Source organism: Alicyclobacillus acidoterrestris, assembly GCF_022674245.1.
GTDB lineage: Bacteria > Bacillota > Bacilli > Alicyclobacillales > Alicyclobacillaceae > Alicyclobacillus > Alicyclobacillus acidoterrestris.
In genome coordinates, this window is sequence record NZ_CP080467.1 from 3,032,762 (window position 1) to 3,054,793 (window position 22,032).

Annotated in this window: 27 protein-coding genes; all 27 read right to left on the bottom strand. The window is 43.7% G+C overall.

Going from position 1 to position 22,032, the window contains the following annotated elements; all coding sequences use genetic code 11:
* Nucleotides 1-97: 97 nt before the first annotated feature.
* Nucleotides 98-775 carry a hypothetical protein gene (locus tag K1I37_RS14810; protein WP_021296187.1) on the bottom strand — a complete coding sequence of 226 codons (678 nt, stop codon included), beginning with the start codon at nucleotides 773-775 and terminating at the stop codon, nucleotides 98-100.
* A gap of 202 nt (nucleotides 776-977) precedes the next feature.
* On the bottom strand, nucleotides 978-1,481 hold the full coding sequence (locus K1I37_RS14815; RefSeq protein WP_021296185.1) for a dUTP diphosphatase: 504 nt from the start codon (nucleotides 1,479-1,481) through the stop codon (nucleotides 978-980).
* A gap of 43 nt (nucleotides 1,482-1,524) precedes the next feature.
* Nucleotides 1,525-2,385 (bottom strand): helix-hairpin-helix domain-containing protein, encoded by an 861-nt coding sequence (locus tag K1I37_RS14820; RefSeq protein WP_021296184.1) that lies wholly within the window; start codon nucleotides 2,383-2,385, stop codon nucleotides 1,525-1,527.
* Between the two features lie 249 nt (nucleotides 2,386-2,634).
* On the bottom strand, nucleotides 2,635-3,573 hold the full coding sequence (locus tag K1I37_RS14825) for a helix-turn-helix domain-containing protein (RefSeq protein ID WP_021296183.1): 939 nt from the start codon (nucleotides 3,571-3,573) through the stop codon (nucleotides 2,635-2,637).
* Between the two features lie 106 nt (nucleotides 3,574-3,679).
* The gene (gene dnaE, locus K1I37_RS14830) at nucleotides 3,680-5,887 is read right to left on the bottom strand and encodes a DNA polymerase III subunit alpha (protein ID WP_021296182.1); all 2,208 of its coding nucleotides are present in this window, start codon (nucleotides 5,885-5,887) and stop codon (nucleotides 3,680-3,682) included.
* A 52-nt stretch (nucleotides 5,888-5,939) separates the two neighbouring features.
* Nucleotides 5,940-6,233, bottom strand: a complete 294-nt coding sequence (locus tag K1I37_RS14835) for a hypothetical protein (protein WP_021296181.1) — start codon at nucleotides 6,231-6,233, stop codon at nucleotides 5,940-5,942.
* Between the two features lie 359 nt (nucleotides 6,234-6,592).
* On the bottom strand, nucleotides 6,593-7,018 hold the full coding sequence (locus tag K1I37_RS14840) for a hypothetical protein (RefSeq protein ID WP_152498774.1): 426 nt from the start codon (nucleotides 7,016-7,018) through the stop codon (nucleotides 6,593-6,595).
* Nucleotides 7,019-7,064: 46 nt separating this feature from the next.
* On the bottom strand, nucleotides 7,065-7,361 hold the full coding sequence (locus K1I37_RS14845) for a hypothetical protein (RefSeq protein WP_021296178.1): 297 nt from the start codon (nucleotides 7,359-7,361) through the stop codon (nucleotides 7,065-7,067).
* 6 nt (nucleotides 7,362-7,367) lie between these two features.
* On the bottom strand, nucleotides 7,368-7,730 hold the full coding sequence (locus K1I37_RS14850) for a hypothetical protein (RefSeq protein ID WP_021296177.1): 363 nt from the start codon (nucleotides 7,728-7,730) through the stop codon (nucleotides 7,368-7,370).
* 372 nt (nucleotides 7,731-8,102) lie between these two features.
* Nucleotides 8,103-8,558 (bottom strand): hypothetical protein, encoded by a 456-nt coding sequence (locus tag K1I37_RS14855; protein ID WP_021296175.1) that lies wholly within the window; start codon nucleotides 8,556-8,558, stop codon nucleotides 8,103-8,105.
* Complete coding sequence (locus K1I37_RS14860) at nucleotides 8,555-8,875, bottom strand: DUF1653 domain-containing protein (RefSeq protein ID WP_021296174.1); 321 nt, start codon at nucleotides 8,873-8,875, stop codon at nucleotides 8,555-8,557. The genes K1I37_RS14855 and K1I37_RS14860 overlap by 4 nt, the downstream gene beginning before the upstream one ends.
* 181 nt (nucleotides 8,876-9,056) lie before the next feature.
* Nucleotides 9,057-9,428 (bottom strand): hypothetical protein, encoded by a 372-nt coding sequence (locus tag K1I37_RS14865; protein WP_021296172.1) that lies wholly within the window; start codon nucleotides 9,426-9,428, stop codon nucleotides 9,057-9,059.
* Nucleotides 9,429-9,550: 122 nt separating this feature from the next.
* Nucleotides 9,551-9,949, bottom strand: a complete 399-nt coding sequence (locus K1I37_RS14870; protein ID WP_021296171.1) for a BC1872 family protein — start codon at nucleotides 9,947-9,949, stop codon at nucleotides 9,551-9,553.
* Nucleotides 9,949-10,125 (bottom strand): hypothetical protein, encoded by a 177-nt coding sequence (locus K1I37_RS14875; RefSeq protein ID WP_021296170.1) that lies wholly within the window; start codon nucleotides 10,123-10,125, stop codon nucleotides 9,949-9,951. The genes K1I37_RS14870 and K1I37_RS14875 overlap by 1 nt, the downstream gene beginning before the upstream one ends.
* Nucleotides 10,109-10,426: a YopX family protein gene (locus K1I37_RS14880; RefSeq protein WP_021296169.1), complete on the bottom strand. Its 318-nt coding sequence runs from the start codon at nucleotides 10,424-10,426 to the stop codon at nucleotides 10,109-10,111. The genes K1I37_RS14875 and K1I37_RS14880 overlap by 17 nt, the downstream gene beginning before the upstream one ends.
* A 165-nt stretch (nucleotides 10,427-10,591) precedes the next feature.
* Nucleotides 10,592-13,363, bottom strand: a complete 2,772-nt coding sequence (locus K1I37_RS14885; RefSeq protein WP_021296168.1) for an adenosylcobalamin-dependent ribonucleoside-diphosphate reductase — start codon at nucleotides 13,361-13,363, stop codon at nucleotides 10,592-10,594.
* A 4-nt stretch (nucleotides 13,364-13,367) separates the two neighbouring features.
* Nucleotides 13,368-13,862, bottom strand: coding sequence for a hypothetical protein (locus tag K1I37_RS14890; RefSeq protein WP_021296167.1), 495 nt, complete (start codon nucleotides 13,860-13,862; stop codon nucleotides 13,368-13,370).
* 52 nt (nucleotides 13,863-13,914) lie between these two features.
* Complete coding sequence (locus tag K1I37_RS14895; protein WP_021296166.1) at nucleotides 13,915-14,157, bottom strand: hypothetical protein; 243 nt, start codon at nucleotides 14,155-14,157, stop codon at nucleotides 13,915-13,917.
* On the bottom strand, nucleotides 14,157-14,831 hold the full coding sequence (locus K1I37_RS14900) for a DNA-methyltransferase (protein ID WP_236613866.1): 675 nt from the start codon (nucleotides 14,829-14,831) through the stop codon (nucleotides 14,157-14,159). Before K1I37_RS14900 ends, K1I37_RS14895 begins: the two co-directional genes overlap by 1 nt.
* A gap of 15 nt (nucleotides 14,832-14,846) precedes the next feature.
* Complete coding sequence (locus K1I37_RS14905) at nucleotides 14,847-15,632, bottom strand: PhoH family protein (protein WP_021296164.1); 786 nt, start codon at nucleotides 15,630-15,632, stop codon at nucleotides 14,847-14,849.
* A 161-nt stretch (nucleotides 15,633-15,793) separates the two neighbouring features.
* Entirely contained in the window at nucleotides 15,794-16,066 is a 273-nt protein-coding gene (locus tag K1I37_RS14910; protein WP_021296163.1) for a hypothetical protein, read from the bottom strand.
* A gap of 507 nt (nucleotides 16,067-16,573) precedes the next feature.
* Nucleotides 16,574-17,758, bottom strand: coding sequence for a hypothetical protein (locus K1I37_RS14915; protein WP_021296162.1), 1,185 nt, complete (start codon nucleotides 17,756-17,758; stop codon nucleotides 16,574-16,576).
* Nucleotides 17,733-17,903: a hypothetical protein gene (locus tag K1I37_RS14920; protein ID WP_021296161.1), complete on the bottom strand. Its 171-nt coding sequence runs from the start codon at nucleotides 17,901-17,903 to the stop codon at nucleotides 17,733-17,735. Before K1I37_RS14920 ends, K1I37_RS14915 begins: the two co-directional genes overlap by 26 nt.
* A 48-nt stretch (nucleotides 17,904-17,951) precedes the next feature.
* The gene (locus K1I37_RS14925; RefSeq protein ID WP_021296160.1) at nucleotides 17,952-19,295 is read right to left on the bottom strand and encodes an RNA-guided endonuclease TnpB family protein; all 1,344 of its coding nucleotides are present in this window, start codon (nucleotides 19,293-19,295) and stop codon (nucleotides 17,952-17,954) included.
* A gap of 777 nt (nucleotides 19,296-20,072) precedes the next feature.
* Nucleotides 20,073-20,927 (bottom strand): phage antirepressor KilAC domain-containing protein, encoded by an 855-nt coding sequence (locus tag K1I37_RS14930; protein WP_021296158.1) that lies wholly within the window; start codon nucleotides 20,925-20,927, stop codon nucleotides 20,073-20,075.
* Nucleotides 20,924-21,472: a DNA N-6-adenine-methyltransferase gene (locus tag K1I37_RS14935; protein ID WP_021296157.1), complete on the bottom strand. Its 549-nt coding sequence runs from the start codon at nucleotides 21,470-21,472 to the stop codon at nucleotides 20,924-20,926. Before K1I37_RS14935 ends, K1I37_RS14930 begins: the two co-directional genes overlap by 4 nt.
* A complete protein-coding gene (locus K1I37_RS14940) occupies nucleotides 21,472-22,032 on the bottom strand; it encodes a hypothetical protein (protein ID WP_031218445.1) in 561 nt (186 codons plus the stop codon). The genes K1I37_RS14935 and K1I37_RS14940 overlap by 1 nt, the downstream gene beginning before the upstream one ends.

The window sequence follows — 22,032 nt, forward strand, 5'->3', positions numbered from 1 at the left end:
ATTCAAAAGTGAAGTGGAGGCACTAAATATGTAAAGCAGAGGCAGAGGCGCCTCGCATGAAATTAGATCTGGTTCGGTGTGGGTACGAGTGGTACGATTAACGCTCCACCCGTTCCACTTCACCGCGATTGTTCGTCACTACACGTACATTCGTCGGCACATCATCTATATTTGCAGCGTGGCGTCGTGCAACATTCATCGCTTGCAACAACACATCGTACTCTTCTTTGACTTCTTCGTACTTCCTCTTCCACAAATGGACTTGTTCGTTTTCCTTTTTCAGTTGTGCGATACGTTTCGCCGCCATAGCATTTTCATGCCGCAACTGTGCAATGATTTCTTCGTAATCCTCGTCGTCTTGGATAGTGACACTCTCTAAATAACTCTTGATGTGCTTGATAACATCGCTTTTCTTTACAACATTATCCTTAATCGGTTTCTCGATGTCATCGTCATCTAATAGCAATGTACTTTGTTTTGATGCTACACTTTCTTTCTCGCCATACACCTCGGGGAATTGTTCCCGCGCTTCATCAGATGGGATGTACTTTTTACCCCTACCAGCCCGTTGAGCATGTTCAATTGCATCTGCATATTGATTTTTAATATGCGTCTGCCATTTCAATCTCGCGCTGCCCAAGTTTCGATATTCCGAGTGTGCCACAAACTCGCGTAACCCATCTGATATATTACCACCGTTAGCCAATACGTTGATTGCGGTCATGGCTAAATCTCTAATTTCTTCTTCGGTCCAATCAGGTGTAACTCCACGCATTTATATCATCTCCTGTATCAATAATGTCCGTAAATCAAAGCCACATCATCCATTATATCATACATACAGGAATATATTCAACTACGATGCGATTTGCGACAACTTTATATCAGCGGACATGATATAATCATACAATGTGATAAATTTAAACTCATCGATGCGTACCATCGGCACACCATTGATTACAACTCCATATATACGCTTACCGTGTGCCACTGCTTCCAAACCCACCTTCGCCACGTTCAGTCGTTCCCAATTCATCCACTTCAACCAGTTCGGCGCGGATGACCGGTACAATTACGGCTTGGGCAATGCGATCACCCTTGCGGATGATGTACGAATCAGGTGCGTAATTGTCATCCCAATTAACCACTTCTTCTTTAATATTGTATTGTAGTCCAGATTGAACACATGGTTTAATGTTGTCCACTAAGACCATAACTTCTCCGCGGAAACTCGCATCTACAGTGCCTGGTGTATTACTCACGCGCAACTTCGTCTTCGCGCTAACGCCGGAACGAGGACGGATCTGAAGTTCATACCCCTCTGGAATTTCAAACACCAATCCGGTTCGCACCTTCACCGTTTGTCCAGGCTCAATAATTACATCTTCTAGCGCATATAAATCGAATCCACTATCACCAGATTCGTGTGCATATTGTGGTATTACCGCGTCCGGATGCAGACGTTTAACCTTCACTTCCATGCGAAAACCTCCTCGTTATCTTTATATCAATTATACTATCGTTTTATATCATAGTCAACATGTCTTTCATTTGTTCTAATGGCATTACATTCTGCACTAATACATCCAACGGTTTCTGTACAGTAGCAACAATATACACCGCCACTCCCTCTTTTACTACGTCCTTCACTTTATCATATGTGTTAGGGAATAAAGTACACCTTATCGGTTCATCGGCGTTTTCCATCCGTACACTCATAAAGGCCATTGCACGGCCATATTGTTTTGATGTTTTCTTCTTTACCTTAGACTTCTTCACCGCGCCAATAGTTGCACAAAATTTAATCGTTGCGTTCGGCTGAGCATTGCGTACTGCTTCCCAATCCATACTGAAACGGTTAACAATGTCCCTATACAATGTAAAAGGTGATTCACTTATGTACATTCCTGTTACTTGCTGCTGTGCATTTGGATCGACCTTTGTACCATCCAGCTCGCTAAACGCACCACTGGCACGCAACGACTCACGCATACGACTGTTCACCTTACTCGATACACGTTCCTCGAAGTTCAGGTATGATGTGAACGGTCGCAATTCCAATATCTCGTCAACAGCCTTATCGCCCACAAACTTAATCGACGACAGACCGAAACGTATGCCGTCTTTATCAACGGTAAATTTCTTACCCGACTTGTTGATGTGAGGGGGTAGAATACGAATACCCATAGCACGCGCATCGTCCATATACTTCACCAATTTATCCGGCTTGTCCGTGTTGTTAAATACCGCCGTCATGTAGTAAACGGGATAATGTGCTTTCAGGTATCCACACCAATAAGCAAGTGTCGCATAAGCAACAGAGTGCGATGCGTTAAACGAATAGTCCGCTGATTTGCTTATGTCATCCCACACACGTTCCAACATAGCGCGGTCATATCCATTACGAATACCACCTTCAATAAATTTGTCACGTTGCTTGGCTAATAGGTCGGCTTGTTTCTTCAGTTATGTTATCGTAAAGGCTTTTTATCCTCTACTTCTTACGGTTTCCCGTAAGCTCAGCATACATTTTCACCGTCGACTGTAACGTTACGGTGGCGGACACTCGTGGGCGGATTATTGCTCTCATTAACGCTCACCGCCTATGCGTTACGGTACTGGACGATAATCCAGTTACCTCGGTGTTGGCATATCATCCCCAAATTTTTCTTTCTTACGTGTTAGGAATATGGTGGCATCGGAATAAATGTATTTGTAGAAATTTGCTATATCGGAACGTGTGGTATACTGGATAAAACTCACAGTCGGCTTATCAAACACATTCCGTACAGATGTACTAGCATGTATATTTAAGTATTGTTGTATTTCATCGCACAATCTGTGTGTTCCATACTGAGCGACCTTTATACGCCCGCCCGTTGTAAATACACTTCCGTCGCCATCGAATATACCACGAATCAAATGAGGCATCCATGTGTCATAGAGCATTGGCAGATATGTTGAGAATGTCTTGCGTGGAATTACGCCATATTGCGCTAGCGAATCAATTAAATGTGCAGAACTGGTACGCACATACGCCTCATTACGGTTACTAATTTTAACACGATCTTTCGGCAATCCAAGATGGCGAGCAAATTCATTAAGTATGTACCCATCTTCCTCCTTTAACATAATTGATAATGTTTTTCGCCCTTTACTGTCCGCAACAATGCTACCATCTGTTATTATCAACCCCAAGAAATATGCCTGTGCTTCAGAACAAATAGTATCAAAGAAATGTTCGTTTTCGATTTGACACGCTTGACCTCTCGGTCTAACGGCAATCCCATTTTCGCGAAGAATCGATGCGACTGTATTTCCGGTAATATTAAATTGCGATCCGATTTGTTTTGTCGATTGACCTCCTGCATACATTTCGATGATCGTTTGTATATCATTCAAGAGAATATGCCGTTTTTTGTTCCAACGTTTATATCCGTTTCGTTCTAACAAACGTCCGATAGATGTATTGTTGCGTCCTGTCAATCTTTCAATTTCGACAGTTGAATAGCCTTGTAGATGAAGATCGATGATATAGTTAATTTCTTGTTCTGTGAATGGCTTTCCGCCCATGATTACACCTCCTTTCCGATGCCACCTATTTTCATTGGAGATAACTTAGCGTTCACCGATTTTGCCCGCTGATAATCCTATAAGTTTCCCTATAGGACGGCCAGAATCAACCAATTGCTTTGCGTAGGATATCTGCCTCACCCATAGTAAATCCACAAATATCTCGTGCAATGCGCATCGTTTGCTCTTGATACGCGATAATGCCATACGTATCACGCAAAATCGGCTCAAAGTCTGGATGATAATACTCAATCGGTTCCTGACCTCTTTTGCGTCGAATCGCCACATCAATATACTGCATGGCACCAGGACGACCGAGCGCAGTCAAAAATGACAATTCGCCAATACTGTGCGGCTTGAGTTGTTGTAGATATTGTTGCTGCCAACTTTCCTCAAATTGGAAGATAGCGGAAGTTCTGCCCTCCCCAAACAACTCAAACGTCTTTATATCATCCGTCGGTATGCGTTGCAAATCAATCTCAATACCTTCGTGTTCGCGAATCAGATTCAACGTCTCACGCATGATGGACAGCGTATTGAGTCCGAGCACATCAATCTTCTGCAAACCAATGTGTTCAAGTGTTTTGTACTCGTATTCCGCTACCCATACATTATCCTCTTTGTTGTAGTCGAGTCCGGTGTGCAACGTCAAAGGTTCAGGCGACACAACCACGGCACAAGCATGCAACCCGCTGTGTTCGATTACACCGACTAATCCCTTGGCTAGTGGCAACAGTTCGGGATACGTATCACACAGCTTATGAAATTCTGGATTGTTCTTGTATTGCATATCCAAATCGTCATTGCTCATGTACTTTGTGACGTTCGATATCTCGTTATATGGTAATCCCAACGCCTTCTGTGCCATCAATACAGCCGATTTAGGCTGCAAATACACATACGTCTTAACACGTGCAACATGGTCAAACCCATACTTCTGTTGCAAGTAACGAATTACTGGTAACTGCTCGGCAAAATCGGAATCAACATCTGGTGGGCCGATGCGGTCTTTGTTCAAAAACCGTTCGAAGTATAGTCCATGCTCAATCGGATCAATCTTCGTCATGCCGAGCGCACGTGCAATGAGTGATCCGCCTACACTGCCACGACCAGCACCAGTTTGTACGCCACGTTCCTCTGCAGCACGAATCATATCAGCCACGACAAGAAAGTAATCACTGAACGATTGATTGTTCATACCTGTTCGGATAACTTCATACTCATCGCGTATGCGTGCGAGATATTGCGCACGTTGTTCTGGTGAAATATACGGTGCGATGTTACGTTGGTATCCGACATTAATCTGTTCGCGTATATATTCTTCTGTATCGACACCACCTGTATCGAATTTCGGCATCAATGGCAATCCACTTGGCAAGTCATACGATTCAACCTTTGCGGCCACCTCATGCGTACGTTCAATCGCTTCACGTGCAATCGTCAAATCAAATCCCTGTCGCTCGAAATATGATATACACTCGTCGGCGCTCATGATGAATTGACTGTCACCGTATCGCAATCGATTCTCGTCGTATATCGTCACACGTCGATTACCCTTTGATTGTCCGATACAGAATACCGCGTCTTGAAATTGTCGATGTTCGGGACGCGCATAGTGACTATCACACGTTGCGATTATTGGTATACCATACTCGCGTGACAAATTGACAATACCATTGTTCACTACCAGCTGGATGTTGACGCCATCCTTATCGACGATATGCGGTTGAATCTCCAGGTAAAAATCATCTCCGAAAATATTGAACAACCGTTGCGTGTATTCATGAACCAGTTCCCATCTATCATCCAATATGGCACGACTAATGGGGCCACCGACACAGCTACTTGTACATATCAATCCGTCACTGTACTGTTCGAGCAAATTGAAATCGACACGATTAGTGTAATAGTAATTCTCTGGCCGATTTGATTCGGTATGTAGTCGCAACAAGTTTTGATAACCCGTGTAATTCTTCGCCAACAATATTAGGTGCCGATTCGGTCGCGATTTCTTTTTGCGTCTCGTGTTCGACTCATCAACCTCGTCATATTCTTCCTCAGCTAATGAACGTTTCTTATCTACATCATCACCTTTTATCGTAGCGTCGGGCACGAAATATACCTCGTCACCAAGAATGGGCACAATACCATGTTTACGTGCTGCAGTCCAAAAGTCGTATAACCCTGATACCTGACCATGATCCGTCAACGAAATATGCGATTGGTTCAATGCTTTGGCCGTTTCCACAATTTGTTCTGGACTATTAAAACCGTCAAGTGGCGAATAATAACTATGATTATGTAAATTGATCATGCGACTTCACCAATCCTATTACCGTCAATAAATAATTCTGCGGGTCCACCGTTCATTTGGTTGCCTCCATCGCCTCGTATAACGCGCAGCCATCTGCATGATCCGGCAAGATACCGCGACATTGGGGACACTGTGCCATGTAACCGAATGCTTGGTGCATGTTATCGCGTAATATTTCATTTGTGTCCTTTAACTCCGACAACTGGCATTGAAGGTCACGGATGGTGGCGAATAAATCTAACTCTCGCTTCGTTTTCAAGTCATCTGGATTGCATTCGAGCCACAATATTGCATCCTTCTCGCGTTGACGAATGCTTTGTTTGCTCAACACCCGCCCGTCGGTCATGCTTTGTCACCGTCCTTTACGTATGCTCTCCTGCCTAAAACCCTGAACTTTAGACGTCGCATCTCTGCGTGACCTGTGGCAGCACATTCACACGTGACGATACCGCGAGGTAGGTACCGATACCCTCGATCCTTGCACCAACCACACCATACGTATCCACTCTTTCGTGCCACCAAAACGTTGTTCCACTGCATCAACTTTTCGAACAGTCTTCGCTCCCTAGCAGTGTGGTTAGGCTGATTCCACAAACGCACGCTAAGTCGCTGGAAGTCGAGTACATTGTGTAGTCCGACTGGGATTGAGCGTTCTGTTTCATAGTCAAGTTTCGTGGGCAACTCATTTTGTAGTCCCATTACACATCACCCTTCCCCCTTGTCTGCTCCGCTACCTGCTTCTATGCCTGCAAGGGCTTGGCTTATCATGTAATGCCACTCGTATCCTAGTCCTCCACGTCTGTCCAATGCTTCCAACGCCTCGCGCAACCGCTCGATTTCTGCGTCTTTCTTCGCTATCGTGTTCTCATGTTGGATAGCTCGGTCGTAAATCACTTGTCGGCTCTCGCGTAACTCCGCTATCGTCTTGTCGCGTTTCCCCTCATACAACCATGCCATATCTTCGTCAAAACGGCCTTGTTGGTATCCGTCCGCATAGCTTTCTCGCGCCCGTTTCTCTAGTTCCGCTATCGTCCGATTGGCTTCGTCAAGTTTATCCATGAGCTTGTGCGCCATTGCTGGCCCAAGGCCATCATTATCGTCGATGAACCTACGCAATTCTGCGTCCGTCATTCTGGCCGCTCCTTTGGTTTTTATGTGTCGCCAAAATTCCTCTGGATTACTCCGTTTCCCCATCTACTTCACCATCCTCTGCATATGTTCTGCTAGCCTCAAAGAGTGCCAGAATAGCCCTGTCATGCACCTTTATACAGGTAATGTCAGCATTTCCCCATAGTACATGATCGCGAATCCATTCTAGTTCTTTGCGCAGCCGTTTTATTTCCATATTTTTCTTCGCTAGCATCCGATTGGCTGCGTCGAGTTTCGAGAGAAGGAACTGCGCGTCACTTTCATGCAAAACTCGATTGTGATGTAAATGCTCACGTATCTCTTCCAATCGCTGTGCATCCGTCATACGTTGTCACCTACTTCCTTCTGGCTCACTGTGATCAGACAGTTTGATAGTAAGATGTTCTGGATTTCGAGGTTTGACTGCGGAATTCAGCGCCAGCCCTAACGTCCGAATCACATCGTTCAACCGCTCTATCTCAGCGTCCTTCTCCGCCAACAATTGCCGCAACCTTGCTTCTGACTCGGTATGCATAGCCTGCAAGCGCTCATCGTCCGCTTCAAAGCGAGCTATCGTCTGATTGGCTTTGTCGAGTTGAGCGAGAAGGAACCCGATATCTAGGTAGTAATGGTTCGCCCTCCATTCATCGTGTCTGTCTCGAATTTCAGCTAACTTTCGTTCGTTATATACCGACTCTGCATCCGTCTGAATCACACACTTTCACCCAAATCCGTTCTGGGTCAAATGGCTTACAACGTTGCAAATGCTCCGGGACTTCGCTTTCATACAATTCCAGATTCTCTTCTCTAACGCCGATATATGGGTTTTGCTCGCTGTAATACACCCTGTAGTAATTGTTCTCGAAGTCCCAGCCAACGATCTTTCCGATCTCGCCTTCACCAGTTCCGAACACGCCATCAAAGTACGACGTTCCTTTCTTGATGACATAATCGCCCATGTGGAACTGTTTGCTTTCAAGAAATTTAGTAATCTGTTCACGTTGCCATATAAGTCGACGATACTCGTTGACAGCATTCACCGCTATGTAATATTCACGTTTTGACGATAATTCCAGTCTGTATTACGTCAATCTGAATCACCATCCTCTGCGTCTAACTCACGTTTAAACTCGTGCCATGTCGTCTTAGGCAACTCACCGTTTCGAATTTTCTTCATTTGCTTCAAAGAATCCTCAAGCGATTGTTGAGGCGTTGCATATCTACCTGCGTCTATGTCTTCGAGCGCTTGCTGGATGTGTACTAATACAAGCTCTGGATGGTCTCCGTTTCGAATAGCTGTCTCTGCTAACTCCAACGCCTCGCGCAACCTACGATTCTCGGCGTCTTTCTCCGCTATCGTGTTCTCATGCTGGATAGCTCGGTCATAAATAGCTTGTCGGCTCTCGCGTAAGTCTGCTATCGTCTGATTGGCTTCGTCGAGTTGCGATAGAAGGAAACACTGGTTGCAACGTGCGGTATCGTGGTATTTCGCGTGTATTCCATGTCTTCCACGTATCTCTTCCAACCGCTGTGCGTCGGTCACTCCGAATCACCGCCCGTTGCGCATTCCACAGAGCAATATTGACCATTTGTAACAGTTGGTTTCCAGCACTTAGGACACAACGGCACGCCTGTCGCACTCTCATAAATCCGTTCGAATCGTTTTATGCCCGATTCCGTGTATCCATGAAACATTTCGTATGGTCTAGCCCAAACACCAGGAGTTCCATCTTCGCGGTGATATATGACAAACAATTCGCCTGTTTCAGTGTGAGGAGCTTCAGCAATTACAACGTACCGATTGCCTTTGTAATGCCGATATACAACTGTTTCCTGCGTCTTTCCGTCAGATGTAATCACTCTGACCGCTTCCCTTCTGTATCGTCCTCGTGGTTCTTGGCAGACATAAATCGCATTGGCCCGTTTAGTTCAATCGACCACCTAATCCGTCCGCCGAATATGAAGAATGCCAGCATAATCAATGCAAAGAAGCATTCAACGATAACGAGTATCCATAAGCCTGCTTCGTACAGGAAATGACTCATTCCACACCACCATCTTCTGCGTCTGCTCCGCTACACTTGGCACACGGTACTTGAACGCGAATGATTTCACCGTGTTCTTTTTGACCTTCACGCGTCGTAACTTCGACTAACCTTGTACCGCTACACACTGTACATACGTCTGCATCTATGTCTGCGAGTGCTTTGCGTGCGATTATGGATGACGCGGATGCAAATTCGACCCCGTATATCTCATCCGTAGTTATCGATATTTGTTCCAGCGCCGCACGCATCCGCCGATTCTGCTCGTCCTTTTGCAACCAATCCCGCGCTACCTCAACCAAGTCCTCGTACCCTGTCTTTTCTCCAATAGTGACTATGGCTTCCACCTGTTCTCGTGTAAGTGCCATCACTTGTCACCGTCCATTCCGTTTAACTTGCCATGTCGGCATCATGTAACGTGGGCCATGCTCTGGATACACCCATTGCCATTCCCAAAATCGACGTTGCTGTCTGACCTTGCGTTTAGCCATCACACATCTACTCCTTTTGCACGCAGGGCAGCGAGACAAATGGCTTCGGGTGCCGTTTCAGATATAGCCCATTGAGCGTCCTCTGACATGTGGCCCATCGTAACTTCGTACCCTTTTCTAATCGCCTTTTCGAAGTATTCAATACTTGGCAACCATCCGTCCTGTTTCATCTTCTCCACCACTTCCCACGCTGCGGATATGTCTTCCGTCGGATACCATTCACATTCGCAGAGGAATGTTCCATCCTGTCGGAAGTACACAGGCTCCTCATACTCCACCATCATCTGTCCAGTTCCATGCAATTCAGGGTGCTCTCCAACTGTCCACTCCATCACTTTTTCCGCTAGAAGGTGGTGTTTTTCTTCAAAAGTCATTGTCTCCCAATCGTACTGTGGCATCAGAATTCATCCTCCCAGGCGAAATCTGGTAACTGACCACCATCCGCGATGCGTTTCAACCGCGCTATCTCCGCCCTGGCATCTTGTAGGTCTGCTATGATGTCTAATATTTCTTTGCCAAACGGCACAAGTGGTAACGATTGAATTTCCGCTAGTCGTTCATCTGTTACTCTCATTTTCCTCACTCCTCAACAGGTCTGGGTTCTCGTAGATGTTGCCGATGACTTCTTGTAGATTGATATAGTCTGGGGCTATTCCCATGAAACGCGCCTGTTGTGTACTATACGAAACCACACTCAACCAAGGAAACGGCTTACCAAATTCGTCGTAACTACGAATAATATCTCCCTCGTAAATATCCTTTCCGTACTTGTCGCGCAAACCCGTATATTGCATGATTTCAAACGCCCGTTGCTCTGGAGTGCCAGGGAAGATTTCCCATGCAGGCAGGTGGAATATATCACCCCACTCCAACATCCGCTTGTCGAGGACATCCCACGCGCGAAACTTAATCTCATCTCACCCTTTCAATATGTAATTTGTTCCTACACTCATTATATCAACTGTATCATACAATTGCAATCATTATATAATATAAAAGGTACGCCATCACCGACGTACCCAAGAGTGTAATATATTGTTTTAATTACAACTGCTATAACCACATGATACACACACGCATGAACCTTTGTCGTATGTGTTCTCGTTACACTTTGGACATTCACGCAACGCCAACTTTGGCTTCTGCTGCGGCACACCAGGGAATGCAATCTTGCCATATGCTACACGCTCAAGTAACGACGCAATAACAAATGGCAATGTACCCATGTGTTCGCCTTTGCGCAAATGTTTGACGGCTTGTTCAACGTTATCCTGGGTACATCCGAATCGCAGGAATTGTGTTGTCATACGCCCTAACGCTGCACCAGTCGACCTTAATTCGGCATCATTTGCATTAACAAACACTTCAACCGGCAATCCATTGTCCGCATCCACATTTATTGTGATGTACACCTTTCCGAATTTGCCGTCACTATTAAGTGGTACACGTACCTTCTCGGTAAATCCGAATAGCCGTGCTGGACGCTTTGTAATTTTCGGTTGTGGTGTATCGTCAGCACTTGCCCCTGATTTAGCCTCTTCAATCTTCTCAGCCTCAATATGCGATTCTAACTTCGCGTCCTCCTCATTGGTTGCTAACACTTGAGCTTGCCTTGATCCGTCGCGATAAATTGTGATTCCTTTCAAACCTAATTTGTAACCAAGCCTATACAATTTATCGACATCTTCAACTGTATAATCGGATGGAGCGTTTGCCGTTTTACTAATCGCGCTGTCCACCCACTTCTGACATGCAGCCTGTACGCGCACATGTTCTTCCGGTGTCAACTCCATCGCCGTCACAAAGTAGTCTGGCAACGGATCGGTATCACTCAAGCCATTTTCGGCACGATATTTAGCCACCAATTCTACCGCTTGTTCCGTCACGCCACCACCGCGACTAGCCCGCCAATACGACCAACTGAAATATGGCTCAATGCCTGTCGATGTGTCATACCCTTGTAAATTATCAATCATCGTACCCGTACTGCCGGTAGGCGCTTGGGTTAAAATGGTAACGTTGCGAATCCCGTGTTCTTTTAATTTGGGCAACAAATCAGGATAGCGCTTAGTTAACCGCTTCATAAAACCTGATTGGATAAATTTCTCATATTCAAACTTGGCAAACGAACCTTTTTCACTTGCCAATTTGATTGACTCATCATACGCCCAATATGCAATTTTGCTATACAATTCATCAATAAACTCGACAGATTCAGGTGAGCCGTATTTAATACCGAGTAGAATTAACAACGTACCGAGTCCCATCGTACCCATGCCAACACGTCGTTCGGATAATTGCACATCTCGATTCTGTGGCAAGAAATAGTCAGTATAATCAATCACTGCATCTTGGAAACGCAATCCGGTGCGTGCTGCATATTCGAGTGCATCCCAGTCCATTTTGTATTGGCCAATTCGTTCTCCCTTTGCGTAACGCGGTAATACAATATGCCCCAAATTACACACACCGTATTGTGGAAGTGGTTGTTCACCACATGGATTTGTTGCTACGAGCGGATTGAAATACCAACTATTCGATTCTGCATTGCACCGTTCTAACCATACAATCCCTGGTTCAGCAGATGACCATGCGGATTCCGTAATTAGATTCCACAATTCTGTTGCATCTTCGTCACCTGCGTCCAGTTGATCCATAAACGCATCGTCAATACCAACACTAATGTTCGCACCAGTCAGTTTGCCAACTGTACGTTTACGCGTAATAAACTTACGCACAATGCCACGACGCCTCATTTCGAGGATAAGCATCAGCGCACCACGACGCGAACCGCCTTGTTCAATTAAATTGGTTACGGTACTAAATACTTCAGCAAAATCAACCGCATCAATCTCATCTTGTTTCAGTAACGATACAATCAAGTCAAACAATTCCATCCACGATACTGCACCAGAAGACCTACCATTTACACCTTTGACGATAGCACGACGATGGCGTACACGCGAAAAATCTAATGTAATTGGTTTAGATGGACGTTCATACGCATATTTAACCATATCGATCATCGCTGTGAATAGCCCTTCGATGCTATCATCCACAATATATTTCAATGAACTATAAAAATCGCCATACTTCTCATCATTGATATGTACATGTGCAAACTTACCAATTTTAATCTTATCCTGTAACTCGTCGTAATCCTTATGGTCTACAGGGAGATTAAATTCGATTTTGATATCTCCTGCGCCGGATATCGTTTGAATTTCGCTGATGTTAAACCCAACGCCACCGCCGACGCGCATCGTCATAGCTTCTTCATGTGCAGCCTTCAAAACATTGATGAATTGGTCAACCGCTACATTTGACGGTTGTGGTGTACCTAACACGAAACAATTGTACCCCGTCAAATTCGCCTTAACACCTGTTCGTAATTCCTGCCCCAACATCAATTGGATTCGACCACCTGGACTATATCCGAATCCGTCTAACAATTTACGATAGCGATCTAACATTACCATCCTAACTTTTTCATCAGTTTCTACACTTGCCGCCCCGTATGACCATCGTTCCCATAATTCTTGAGGTGTATGCTCAAGAGGCTTAGATACCATTTCCGCATCAACCGTGTATGTATCACCTTCTCGCGATTCAATTGTGAAGGTATTCGTACCTTTATGTACAACCGTGCCAACTTTGCGTATGTCTTTTTGTTTATCCACCAAAACAACTACTGTGTCATCGACATCAATAACATTAGAGTTGTTAGTAGATACTACATACCTATCCAACGCCAATAATTCATCCAATCCACCTGGTGTAAATTTAACGTCACTTTTAAATGTATATGCCACACTATCATCCCCTTGCATCGAATTGGTCAGCTAGATTTACAAGTGTATTGCGTGTCTCCTTTAGCGCACGTTCGATACATAACAATTTATCTTGCAATGATACTGGAAATCCACTTCCACTATCTCCATCAAAATTGACAGATCCTCCATAAACGCTACCGTTCAATCTCCATGTTTCTCTATCTAAATCCCATACCAGATTTAAAATGTTGTCCACAGTGTCGATAATCTTTCCGGATGATTCCGTGGGTACGTGATACTTCAATACCTCATCACCCAATGGTCGATATGCTTTAGCGTTATTCATTGATCCATCTCCTCCCATTATTTTGATGTCTGCAATTCTCCCGTCTTTCAATACTATAGAAGTTATGTTCCACGTTCCCGAATCGTCCGTACTACAATATTTAACCAACATATCATATTCATTCTGCGTCAGCACAATAATTGGACGTTCAGTACCGTCTGCTAATTCGTTGATACGATCCAAAATATTCACTCTATCACCTCCTCATCCATGTTCCCACCCTATCCACCCATAGCATCACGCACTAATTAATCATCCCTCCACTGCCATCATCGCCAAACTCTATTTCCCATGTCGTACGTTCTGCTTCAATAGCCGACAATTCGGCATCCATCAATCCTACAGCAACGTGCACATTATGCATCGCCTGTGTGAGTGCTACCATTGCATTACTCACCGCTTCAGTTGCATTGTTAACCGATGACAAAATGCTATTGATTCGACTCATGTATATCTCGGACAGTAGATACTTGTTGTCATCGTCCATTAAGTCGCCTCCTCAATGTTGTCTAACCGTTTATTGGCAATTTCTATGTATTGTGGATTTGTCTCAAATGATACAAAGTTACGTTTCAATGTCGTAGCAGATACACACTCGCTACCACTTCCGCAAAATGGTATCAATACTATGTCACCTTCGTTGGACGACTTCTCGATTATGCGTTGACTCAATGCCAACGGCTTCTGCGTCGGGTGTTCATATGAATTGACACTATCCTTTTGTATCTCCCACACATCATTTGTACGCTTGCCATTTAACACGTGCCGACCCTTTACACCATATATGATAAATTCGTGATTAAACATGTACGCGCCACGTAAATCACCAAGGCCGCCACCCTTTTTGTACCATACAATAGTGTTTTTTACCTTGAATTTATCGGTGATTTTATCGAACCATTGTGGGTAAACATCCCATCTTGTGTAGCAGTATATTGCCCCCCCAACTTTGAGAACACGATACGCTTCGTCAATCCAATCGAAATTGAATGTATCATCGTTATCGATTGCATCGAATCGTACCTTGCGTATGTTGCTTCTGAATTTAATACCGTACGGAGGATCGGCGATCACCAAATCAACACTTTCATCCGGTAACAATTTCAATCCATCTTCGCACGGAATTTGATATATCCGATTTAGCATCACGCCGCCCAACATCTCACTCAATCCGCATCACACCTCCATCGTTGCAAACAATTCTGCCACGGCACCACGTTCGGACTTATTGAACTCGACCATGCCGAATAACTTATGTGGATAAAATTGTTCAATCATCGCAACTAAGCCATTATCCTTTTTAAACTTCGCCTTGTACGCTTGGTTGTAATCGCCCAAGAATACTATATATGAACCTTCGCCAATGCGTTCTCCACACATTTTCACCATCTCAGTGGTAAGCAGTTGTGCATCATCAACCAACACTGCGGTACGTTGGAAATCTCTTCCCATTAGCATCCCTGGGACTTCGAACTCAATATCAAACGTTGGCTTCTCGTAATCGAATTGGAACATATCGGGAGCAACATCACGAATCGGCTTCATCCAATTGAATACCTTCGCGTCTTTATTACCTTTGAACGCCCCCAAATCCTCTCCCATCGACGTGTTATTGCGTACAATTACCACCTTATCAACTTTATTCGTACGCAAATGTTCCATCGCAAATTTAAGTCCAATTTTCGTCTTTCCACCGCCAGCCAATCCACACAACACTTTCACGGGAATATCGAAGTTGTTCATCAAATCGAACGCACATTGCTGCAACAGGTTGCGCGGTTTGAATTTATCCTTGAATGTCGGCCATGTCAGATTGATTAAGTTTTCACCGTCGAACCGCATCGCCTTGTCATTGTTGATTATGTATTCATTATTTACCAACTCATCCAATCGTTCACCTTGGAGATATGCTGCGTATGATTCATCATCAACAATTTGATACCCCTTTTGGCGAAGTTGCATCATCATCCCTCATCGCTGTAAGTATTCGCGGGTGCCTGGTAGACTACATGATACGTAATATAGCGAAAAATACTTGTGCATATTATCAATTACAGGCCTTCCACTCGAAATTTCCATCACTAAAATGTCACGGGTACGGTCACGCAGTTCACCTATCGTCATCATTGCAATATCACACTCGCCAATCGGTCTAATTGGTATGTTGGTGGCGTATATGTAAAACGTTGATGCTCATCTGTCACATCTGGCCCATATGTACTTACACTGTGTTCCATCCACGCATCAGTTAATTCACCTACTCGACGCAAACGTTCTTCTAATGGTATCGGTGTGCCACTCTTACGTGCTAAATTTATATTATTGATAATTGCGTCCACGTACTGTTGAAATTGATGTATTGCCGTCTTGTAGTCGTCATCAAAGTTGTAAGTCATGACATGTTATCTCCTCCGCGTTAATCGATACCCTATTTCATCTGCCAATATAATTGCGATAAAAACTAACAATTGCAGCCACCAATTATGTATCGTTGTGTCAATCACCAGCCCGAACAGTACAACCATTGAATACTGTCGTTGAAACACGTCTTCACCTCAAATGATGTCTTCTCGTTTTATTTTCCTTATATCTCGGTATTTCGACGATCAAGTTGAAACACATTGTCGCATCCGTACTTTTTATTAATAGTTTCTTTAACACACGAATCAGATTCAACAATACACACTTGTTTTTGTTTGGTGTAATCGCAGTATTTTTTGTCGTATTGTTTCCCGCAATAATCACATACTAACTTAATCCTTTGATTGCTGCTAGGAGTTAAATCGGCGATATTCTTCTCCATAATTAGTGAATGTATAGCCTTTGCTTTGATACCACGAGCGAGTAGAACTGTTCCATTTTACGCTTATATGAGTGTCTAATAACAACGGAGATCACCTACTTTACAGCCCGATGTTATATGTGCAAATCCTGCCTTCATCGCGTGAGTATATCAGCATCTTTTGTGCCGGTTTACTTGTCTTGCGTATGTTGCGCGAGTATTCGTCGGTTCCTATGTACGATGGATTTTGTATTACATCAATTCCGCCAGTTGATTCACGTTCAGCGCTGTGATGGTAATGTCCTAAGAATATCGACGCTGGTTTCACACCTAACATCAACGTTAAATCAGCCGCCACATTGTTCAACTTATCTTTGTGCCCGTGGATTCCTAAACAAATATGACCCTGTACATCAGCAACTGCAATCTCATCATCGTATGGGTTCTCCATGATTTCCAAGTTGCGTACATGTCCTGTACGTGCCGACACATACCACGGAATCAAATCCGAAAATGACTCTGCGCTAATGTTGGTATCCTTAGATAAATGGTTAACTCTGTCATGATTTCCACGAACATGATAATATTTTACATTGCCAAAGTGTCTACATAACTCAACTAACGCTTCACTTATGTACTCGCTCACATGCTGTGTCTGACTAATCACGTTTTCCGTTGACTGAATACGTGTTGATACGTGAATGTGGCCGCTTATACTGTCACCGAGGTTCATCACATGTAGCGTCTCGATCCCATTAAACGTGCCATACTGTATCGTCTTAGATATCAACTTATCCAACCGTCGCTTGAATACATCATTGTTAAACTGGTTGAAATAGTTGTCCGCGAATGCTCCGTAGTGCCAATCCGACCATAGCACCACGCCATCTGTATTCGATATGTACGTTTGTGGCTTCGACCACTCCAACGGCTTAAGTGTCGCCAACTCATCAAATGACGATTTCAACTTGTCGATGATATTATCAAACCTGGCCGACTCACGAACTATTGCCTTATATGCACGACGTTCATCCGCCACCTGTACTTTTAACTTTTCCAGTCGCAACTGTTCATCCTTAATCTGTTGCAACAACTCATTGTCTGTGCTGCCATGGTCACGTTGATAATCCATGTACTGTCTAATCGGCACGTACCATTTGCGTATGGCTGACTCTCCAAACTCCGTACCCAATTCATCGTTGACAATATCGGCTATCTCCTGCCACGTTTTCACTCCGTCTAACTCGCGACATATGCGCAGTTTGTACTCAAACACCGATTCATCCGGTTTGCGTTCCAGACTCAATCGCACCACTCTCCGTGTCCATCAAATAAATTGCTTTCTTCGTTTCGACAATTAGTGAGTTGATGTAGCCAACATACCTCGTGTCAGCATCATCTAGCGCAAACAGCAAATCGCCTAATATGCGAAGTAGCGCATCGCGTTCCATATGTATCACTTCCCTATAATTTAATTATATCAATTATATTATATAAAATCAACTGTTCAATGATATAATCTTATCAATATATGGTGTCGCTATGTTACGCGCCGCATTGAAGTCGGCGTTCGTTTCGTATCCGCACGACAAACACTTGAATTTCGATTGGTCGGGTACCTTTGGTCTATTTCGCTCATCTATGTATCCACACTCACTGCAACGTTGTGATGTATATTTGGGATTTATTTTTATAACATCTATGCCATATTCCTTTGCACGATACTCAATTTTCTTTTGCAGATCGAAATATGTCCACCTCTTTAGAAATGTCTCTTTTTCATTTATACCAGACAGTTCCTCCATTTGTATCGTACCGCATCCCAATTTAACGGCATTCTGTACAATCTTTTTCGCATATGTATGATTTACGGTGTTGCGGAAATTTGCCACCTTATCGCTTATTTTCTCCAATGGTTGCATTCGCTTCTTGCGTCCATGTCCAATACGCCCATTGCCACATACAGCAGCTTGACGTTGCAGCCTTCTTCTGCGCGCCTCCACAGTTTTACGATATTGTTCTATCTGTCCCCCGTCAATGCTATCTCTCCAGTATTTATCGTAGTTCACTGCCATATAAGCTGGATATACAACTCCCATATCAATGCCTAGTACGCGATTTTTGTCTAACTCGATTGTTTTAGGTTCAAATTTATAAGCGACCGCCAACATCCATTTATTTTTACGCTCATTGTATATGATTTTACTCGATGATAATTTATACTCGCCCGATATAATGCGATTTAAAACTTGTTTTGCATTGTTTTTCCCAGGGTTGAATGCAAATGTGACAGATGTTGATATGCCATTCAATTGTTCTTGCGTAAATTTTAGATTATCGTCACCACCTGTTTTATTCTTTTTCTTTTTTACCTCCGACAATTTCTTTTTGAGTTCTTCAACTCCCTTTCTTGACAACAAGTTAACACATGCTTGCCCAAAATCGAACGAATTGAAGGACTGAACATTAATTTCAATCGGATTATTTGGTCTGTAACTAGGTATAGACATATTTCTTTTTACAACATCATCTTTATATTTAATCCATACACTTTTGACTAATTGGTTTATCAAGGTAACGTTTCCCATCGCCGAATATTTTACATCAGGGCGCACATAATTATATACGGATACTGAAGAACCATAGAATTCACCTTTTTTAGGGAATCTACCATTATTCTTTTTAAATTCCCGTCTTTTAATATCATCTTCGTAAAAATATTGTATCGCAGAATTTTTTATTCTAAATGACTCATCTCTTAGTCTACGAAGCATTTCCCCGAATACAGCCCAATCACACGACAACGGCTTTATAATTTCATATGGCATCGTTTTAACAATCATTTATTTATACTCTCCCTATTCGGCGCGAAAGTGTGGGCATTTTGCAATCACTTATGGTTCGCGCTACAGTCATCATATACATTGCAACAACAAAGGAAACGAAAAAAATTCCTAGGTCTATTTTTCCGCACTAATCATACAGTCATCATATACATTGCAACTAGGTGTGTGGCAGTGACGACAAGAATCGAACGAGTTTCCGCACTAATCATACAGTCATCATATACATTGCAACTGTACAATTACGGTGACATGTATGACAGTGGTTCACGCCTATTTTGCGCGAACGGTGGTGCCTATAGCACCTTGCCTGTAGTGTTGACGCTTTATTTAACTTACCAACCATTATGTACTAGCGTCACTTCTCGGCTTCGGCTCATCCCGGCTGACCGTTTGTGTTTATTACGTGTGTCGCATATATACGTTCACCTGCAACATATACATACTACATTTATACGTTGCAACAACGATCCCGACTGTTGGAGCGTTGATTATTGTGCGTACCTGCAACACATACATGCTACATTTATACGTTGCAACTGTTGCCGTATCATATGTATTTGTATGTGTCGGTTCCGCACATTTCGCGCGAAACGATGGTGATATTTCACCTTGCCGAGTGTATTGTGCGTTGATATTATCGTTGACCTATGTATTCGCACCACTGTAATCTCGGCTCAAGGGTGTCCAGTCACCCTATTTATTGTTCTCCACCCTCCTTCTATATTAATTATATTATATATACTATATGAATGTCAAGATATTATAATGTAAATTTTATTCCTTATTCAAATAAAATACGTTATGCTTACACACGATGTTGTATATAAACTCATGCCCTCTCGCACTCACAATTGTCTGTGGAAAGTTTTCTATTTTATCACCTACGCGTTTAGGCACCATGCGTATGCTAAAATATCCATTGTCTATATACCGTTGATATGGAGTGTTATCTCGTCGCAGAATATTCTTGTCTCGTAAAAGTGCGAACAATTTATTTCGTCCCCATCCCATCGACTTAGCAACTGTAGCGATGGTCATGTAATTTTCTGCGCTAACCAAATCCTCATATACATCAACTTTCGGCTGCATCTCAGATATTGTATTTTTCAACTCGCCATTCTCAAGCAATAGTTCCTGGCGCTTTTCTTCTAAATACACCGCCAATTTTAGTGCTTCAAGGAACGTCTTCGGCACTTCCATCATATCCACTGCTTCTTGCTTATGTTCCGGTGCCGCCAACTCTTCAACGTTGAGTAAATATGTACGAACCTGTTTGGCTACTTCCGAATCACGCAGCAACATACCGATTCTCAGGACTGCTCGACGAGGGAGAAGCGTAAGATTCGACCTTGCAGTTAGGGTGGCATTTTGCCACTCTGTTTTATATCTCTTTAACTCCTCGCCACGTAGTACCACCATGCCGTCTGAATCAAGTTCTTCACGGTGACGGTGGATTACTGGCTTAATGACGTTGTTGTAGTCCACTTCGTAGTAATCCGCGACCATTTTCGCCGCCACATGCATATCATCCGGTAACATCGTCAACGCCTTAACCTTGTCCAACACATCAACTCGTTCCATGTACCGCTCGCGTACATCGCGACTTTCCACCAACGCTAACTCGTTCATACCATCATCCCCTTCGGCTGTTTCCATTGCGTCACGCATGTATATTTAGGTTGCTTCCACAGTTTCACACATTGATATGGCACATCGCTTACGCCACCTCTAAATATCACGATTGCAGATGGAAACGTCGCCGAGTTATACTTTCCCTCTTGTTCGAACCTGATCCTGCCCTCGACAAATCTAATTTCAGGGGCATACACACAGTATTTGTTCCACCACTTCACGTCGAGTCGGGCTGGCAACAACAATACAACCGTCGTGCCATTGTCTCGTGCGCTGGTATATGCTTTGTGTGCCCATTTATCGATTACATTGCGCTGATAAGGTGGATTAAGCCATATTGTTTCCCCACTCCAATCCTGCGCCAACCCATCAATAAATGTCCCGTCAGATTGCGTACCATACCACTTATCGCACTTGTGATTATGTACATTAGCGGCTGCGTCCAATGTGAAATGGAATTCCGCGTCCAACGCATCGAATATATGCTGCGGCGTCCCCCATTCAATGCTTGCTGACGAAAACAGCACATCTTGACCTTGCATTAGTTCACCTCCGCAATAGTTGACTCGACTTCCATATCCATGTTGCCAGGACTGGACATGTAATGTGCCATCGACTTAATAATCGACTTCTTCTCACTGTTGATGCGCGACAAATCAATTTGATAGTTGTCCAATATAGCCGTAATGTGGTCGCGCTCCATCTTTAACCTACGTATCTCTTCGTCAATGCGGCGTCGTTCGTCATCCAACTTTTCACGTTCAGAATTGTACCGTTTGAATATAGACTTATATCGACGTTCCAATTTGCCAATTTGTTTCTTATGTAACGTTATAACCGAATCGTATAGCGTTGGTGCCAGTGGCGATCCCTTTGTGCTGTAGACTGTGACCACGGTATCTGATAAAGGATCGTATACGAGCGCCCGTTGTTTGCGCTTCTCTAATAAAATTTGCAAAATTTCACCACGGTCACCGATGAAATCGCCAATCAGTTCCGACGCAGCAAATGTATCAGCAATGATTGACTCGGGGTGTCGCGCCTTCTCTAAATTCCAACGTTGCTTCGCGCGCATTACCGAATGCGATGATATTTTGCACAC

What these genes read in the sequence shown, in the direction of transcription:
- K1I37_RS14810 (WP_021296187.1), bottom strand. Translation starts at nt 775, where the DNA reads ATGCGTGGAGTTACACCTGATTGGACCGAAGAAGAAATTAGAGATTTA.
- K1I37_RS14815 (WP_021296185.1), bottom strand. Translation starts at nt 1,481, where the DNA reads ATGGAAGTGAAGGTTAAACGTCTGCATCCGGACGCGGTAATACCACAA.
- K1I37_RS14820 (WP_021296184.1), bottom strand. Translation starts at nt 2,385, where the DNA reads ATGTTGGAACGTGTGTGGGATGACATAAGCAAATCAGCGGACTATTCG.
- K1I37_RS14825 (WP_021296183.1), bottom strand. Translation starts at nt 3,573, where the DNA reads ATGGGCGGAAAGCCATTCACAGAACAAGAAATTAACTATATCATCGAT.
- dnaE (WP_021296182.1), bottom strand. Translation starts at nt 5,887, where the DNA reads ATGATCAATTTACATAATCATAGTTATTATTCGCCACTTGACGGTTTT.
- K1I37_RS14835 (WP_021296181.1), bottom strand. Translation starts at nt 6,233, where the DNA reads ATGACCGACGGGCGGGTGTTGAGCAAACAAAGCATTCGTCAACGCGAG.
- K1I37_RS14840 (WP_152498774.1), bottom strand. Translation starts at nt 7,018, where the DNA reads ATGACGGACGCAGAATTGCGTAGGTTCATCGACGATAATGATGGCCTT.
- K1I37_RS14845 (WP_021296178.1), bottom strand. Translation starts at nt 7,361, where the DNA reads ATGACGGATGCACAGCGATTGGAAGAGATACGTGAGCATTTACATCAC.
- K1I37_RS14865 (WP_021296172.1), bottom strand. Translation starts at nt 9,428, where the DNA reads ATGGCACTTACACGAGAACAGGTGGAAGCCATAGTCACTATTGGAGAA.
- K1I37_RS14870 (WP_021296171.1), bottom strand. Translation starts at nt 9,949, where the DNA reads ATGCCACAGTACGATTGGGAGACAATGACTTTTGAAGAAAAACACCAC.
- K1I37_RS14875 (WP_021296170.1), bottom strand. Translation starts at nt 10,125, where the DNA reads ATGAGAGTAACAGATGAACGACTAGCGGAAATTCAATCGTTACCACTT.
- K1I37_RS14880 (WP_021296169.1), bottom strand. Translation starts at nt 10,426, where the DNA reads ATGTTGGAGTGGGGTGATATATTCCACCTGCCTGCATGGGAAATCTTC.
- K1I37_RS14895 (WP_021296166.1), bottom strand. Translation starts at nt 14,157, where the DNA reads ATGGACGATGACAACAAGTATCTACTGTCCGAGATATACATGAGTCGA.
- K1I37_RS14900 (WP_236613866.1), bottom strand. Translation starts at nt 14,831, where the DNA reads ATGTTGGGCGGCGTGATGCTAAATCGGATATATCAAATTCCGTGCGAA.
- K1I37_RS14905 (WP_021296164.1), bottom strand. Translation starts at nt 15,632, where the DNA reads ATGCAACTTCGCCAAAAGGGGTATCAAATTGTTGATGATGAATCATAC.
- K1I37_RS14910 (WP_021296163.1), bottom strand. Translation starts at nt 16,066, where the DNA reads ATGACTTACAACTTTGATGACGACTACAAGACGGCAATACATCAATTT.
- K1I37_RS14920 (WP_021296161.1), bottom strand. Translation starts at nt 17,903, where the DNA reads ATGGAACGCGATGCGCTACTTCGCATATTAGGCGATTTGCTGTTTGCG.
- K1I37_RS14925 (WP_021296160.1), bottom strand. Translation starts at nt 19,295, where the DNA reads ATGATTGTTAAAACGATGCCATATGAAATTATAAAGCCGTTGTCGTGT.
- K1I37_RS14930 (WP_021296158.1), bottom strand. Translation starts at nt 20,927, where the DNA reads ATGAACGAGTTAGCGTTGGTGGAAAGTCGCGATGTACGCGAGCGGTAC.
- K1I37_RS14935 (WP_021296157.1), bottom strand. Translation starts at nt 21,472, where the DNA reads ATGCAAGGTCAAGATGTGCTGTTTTCGTCAGCAAGCATTGAATGGGGG.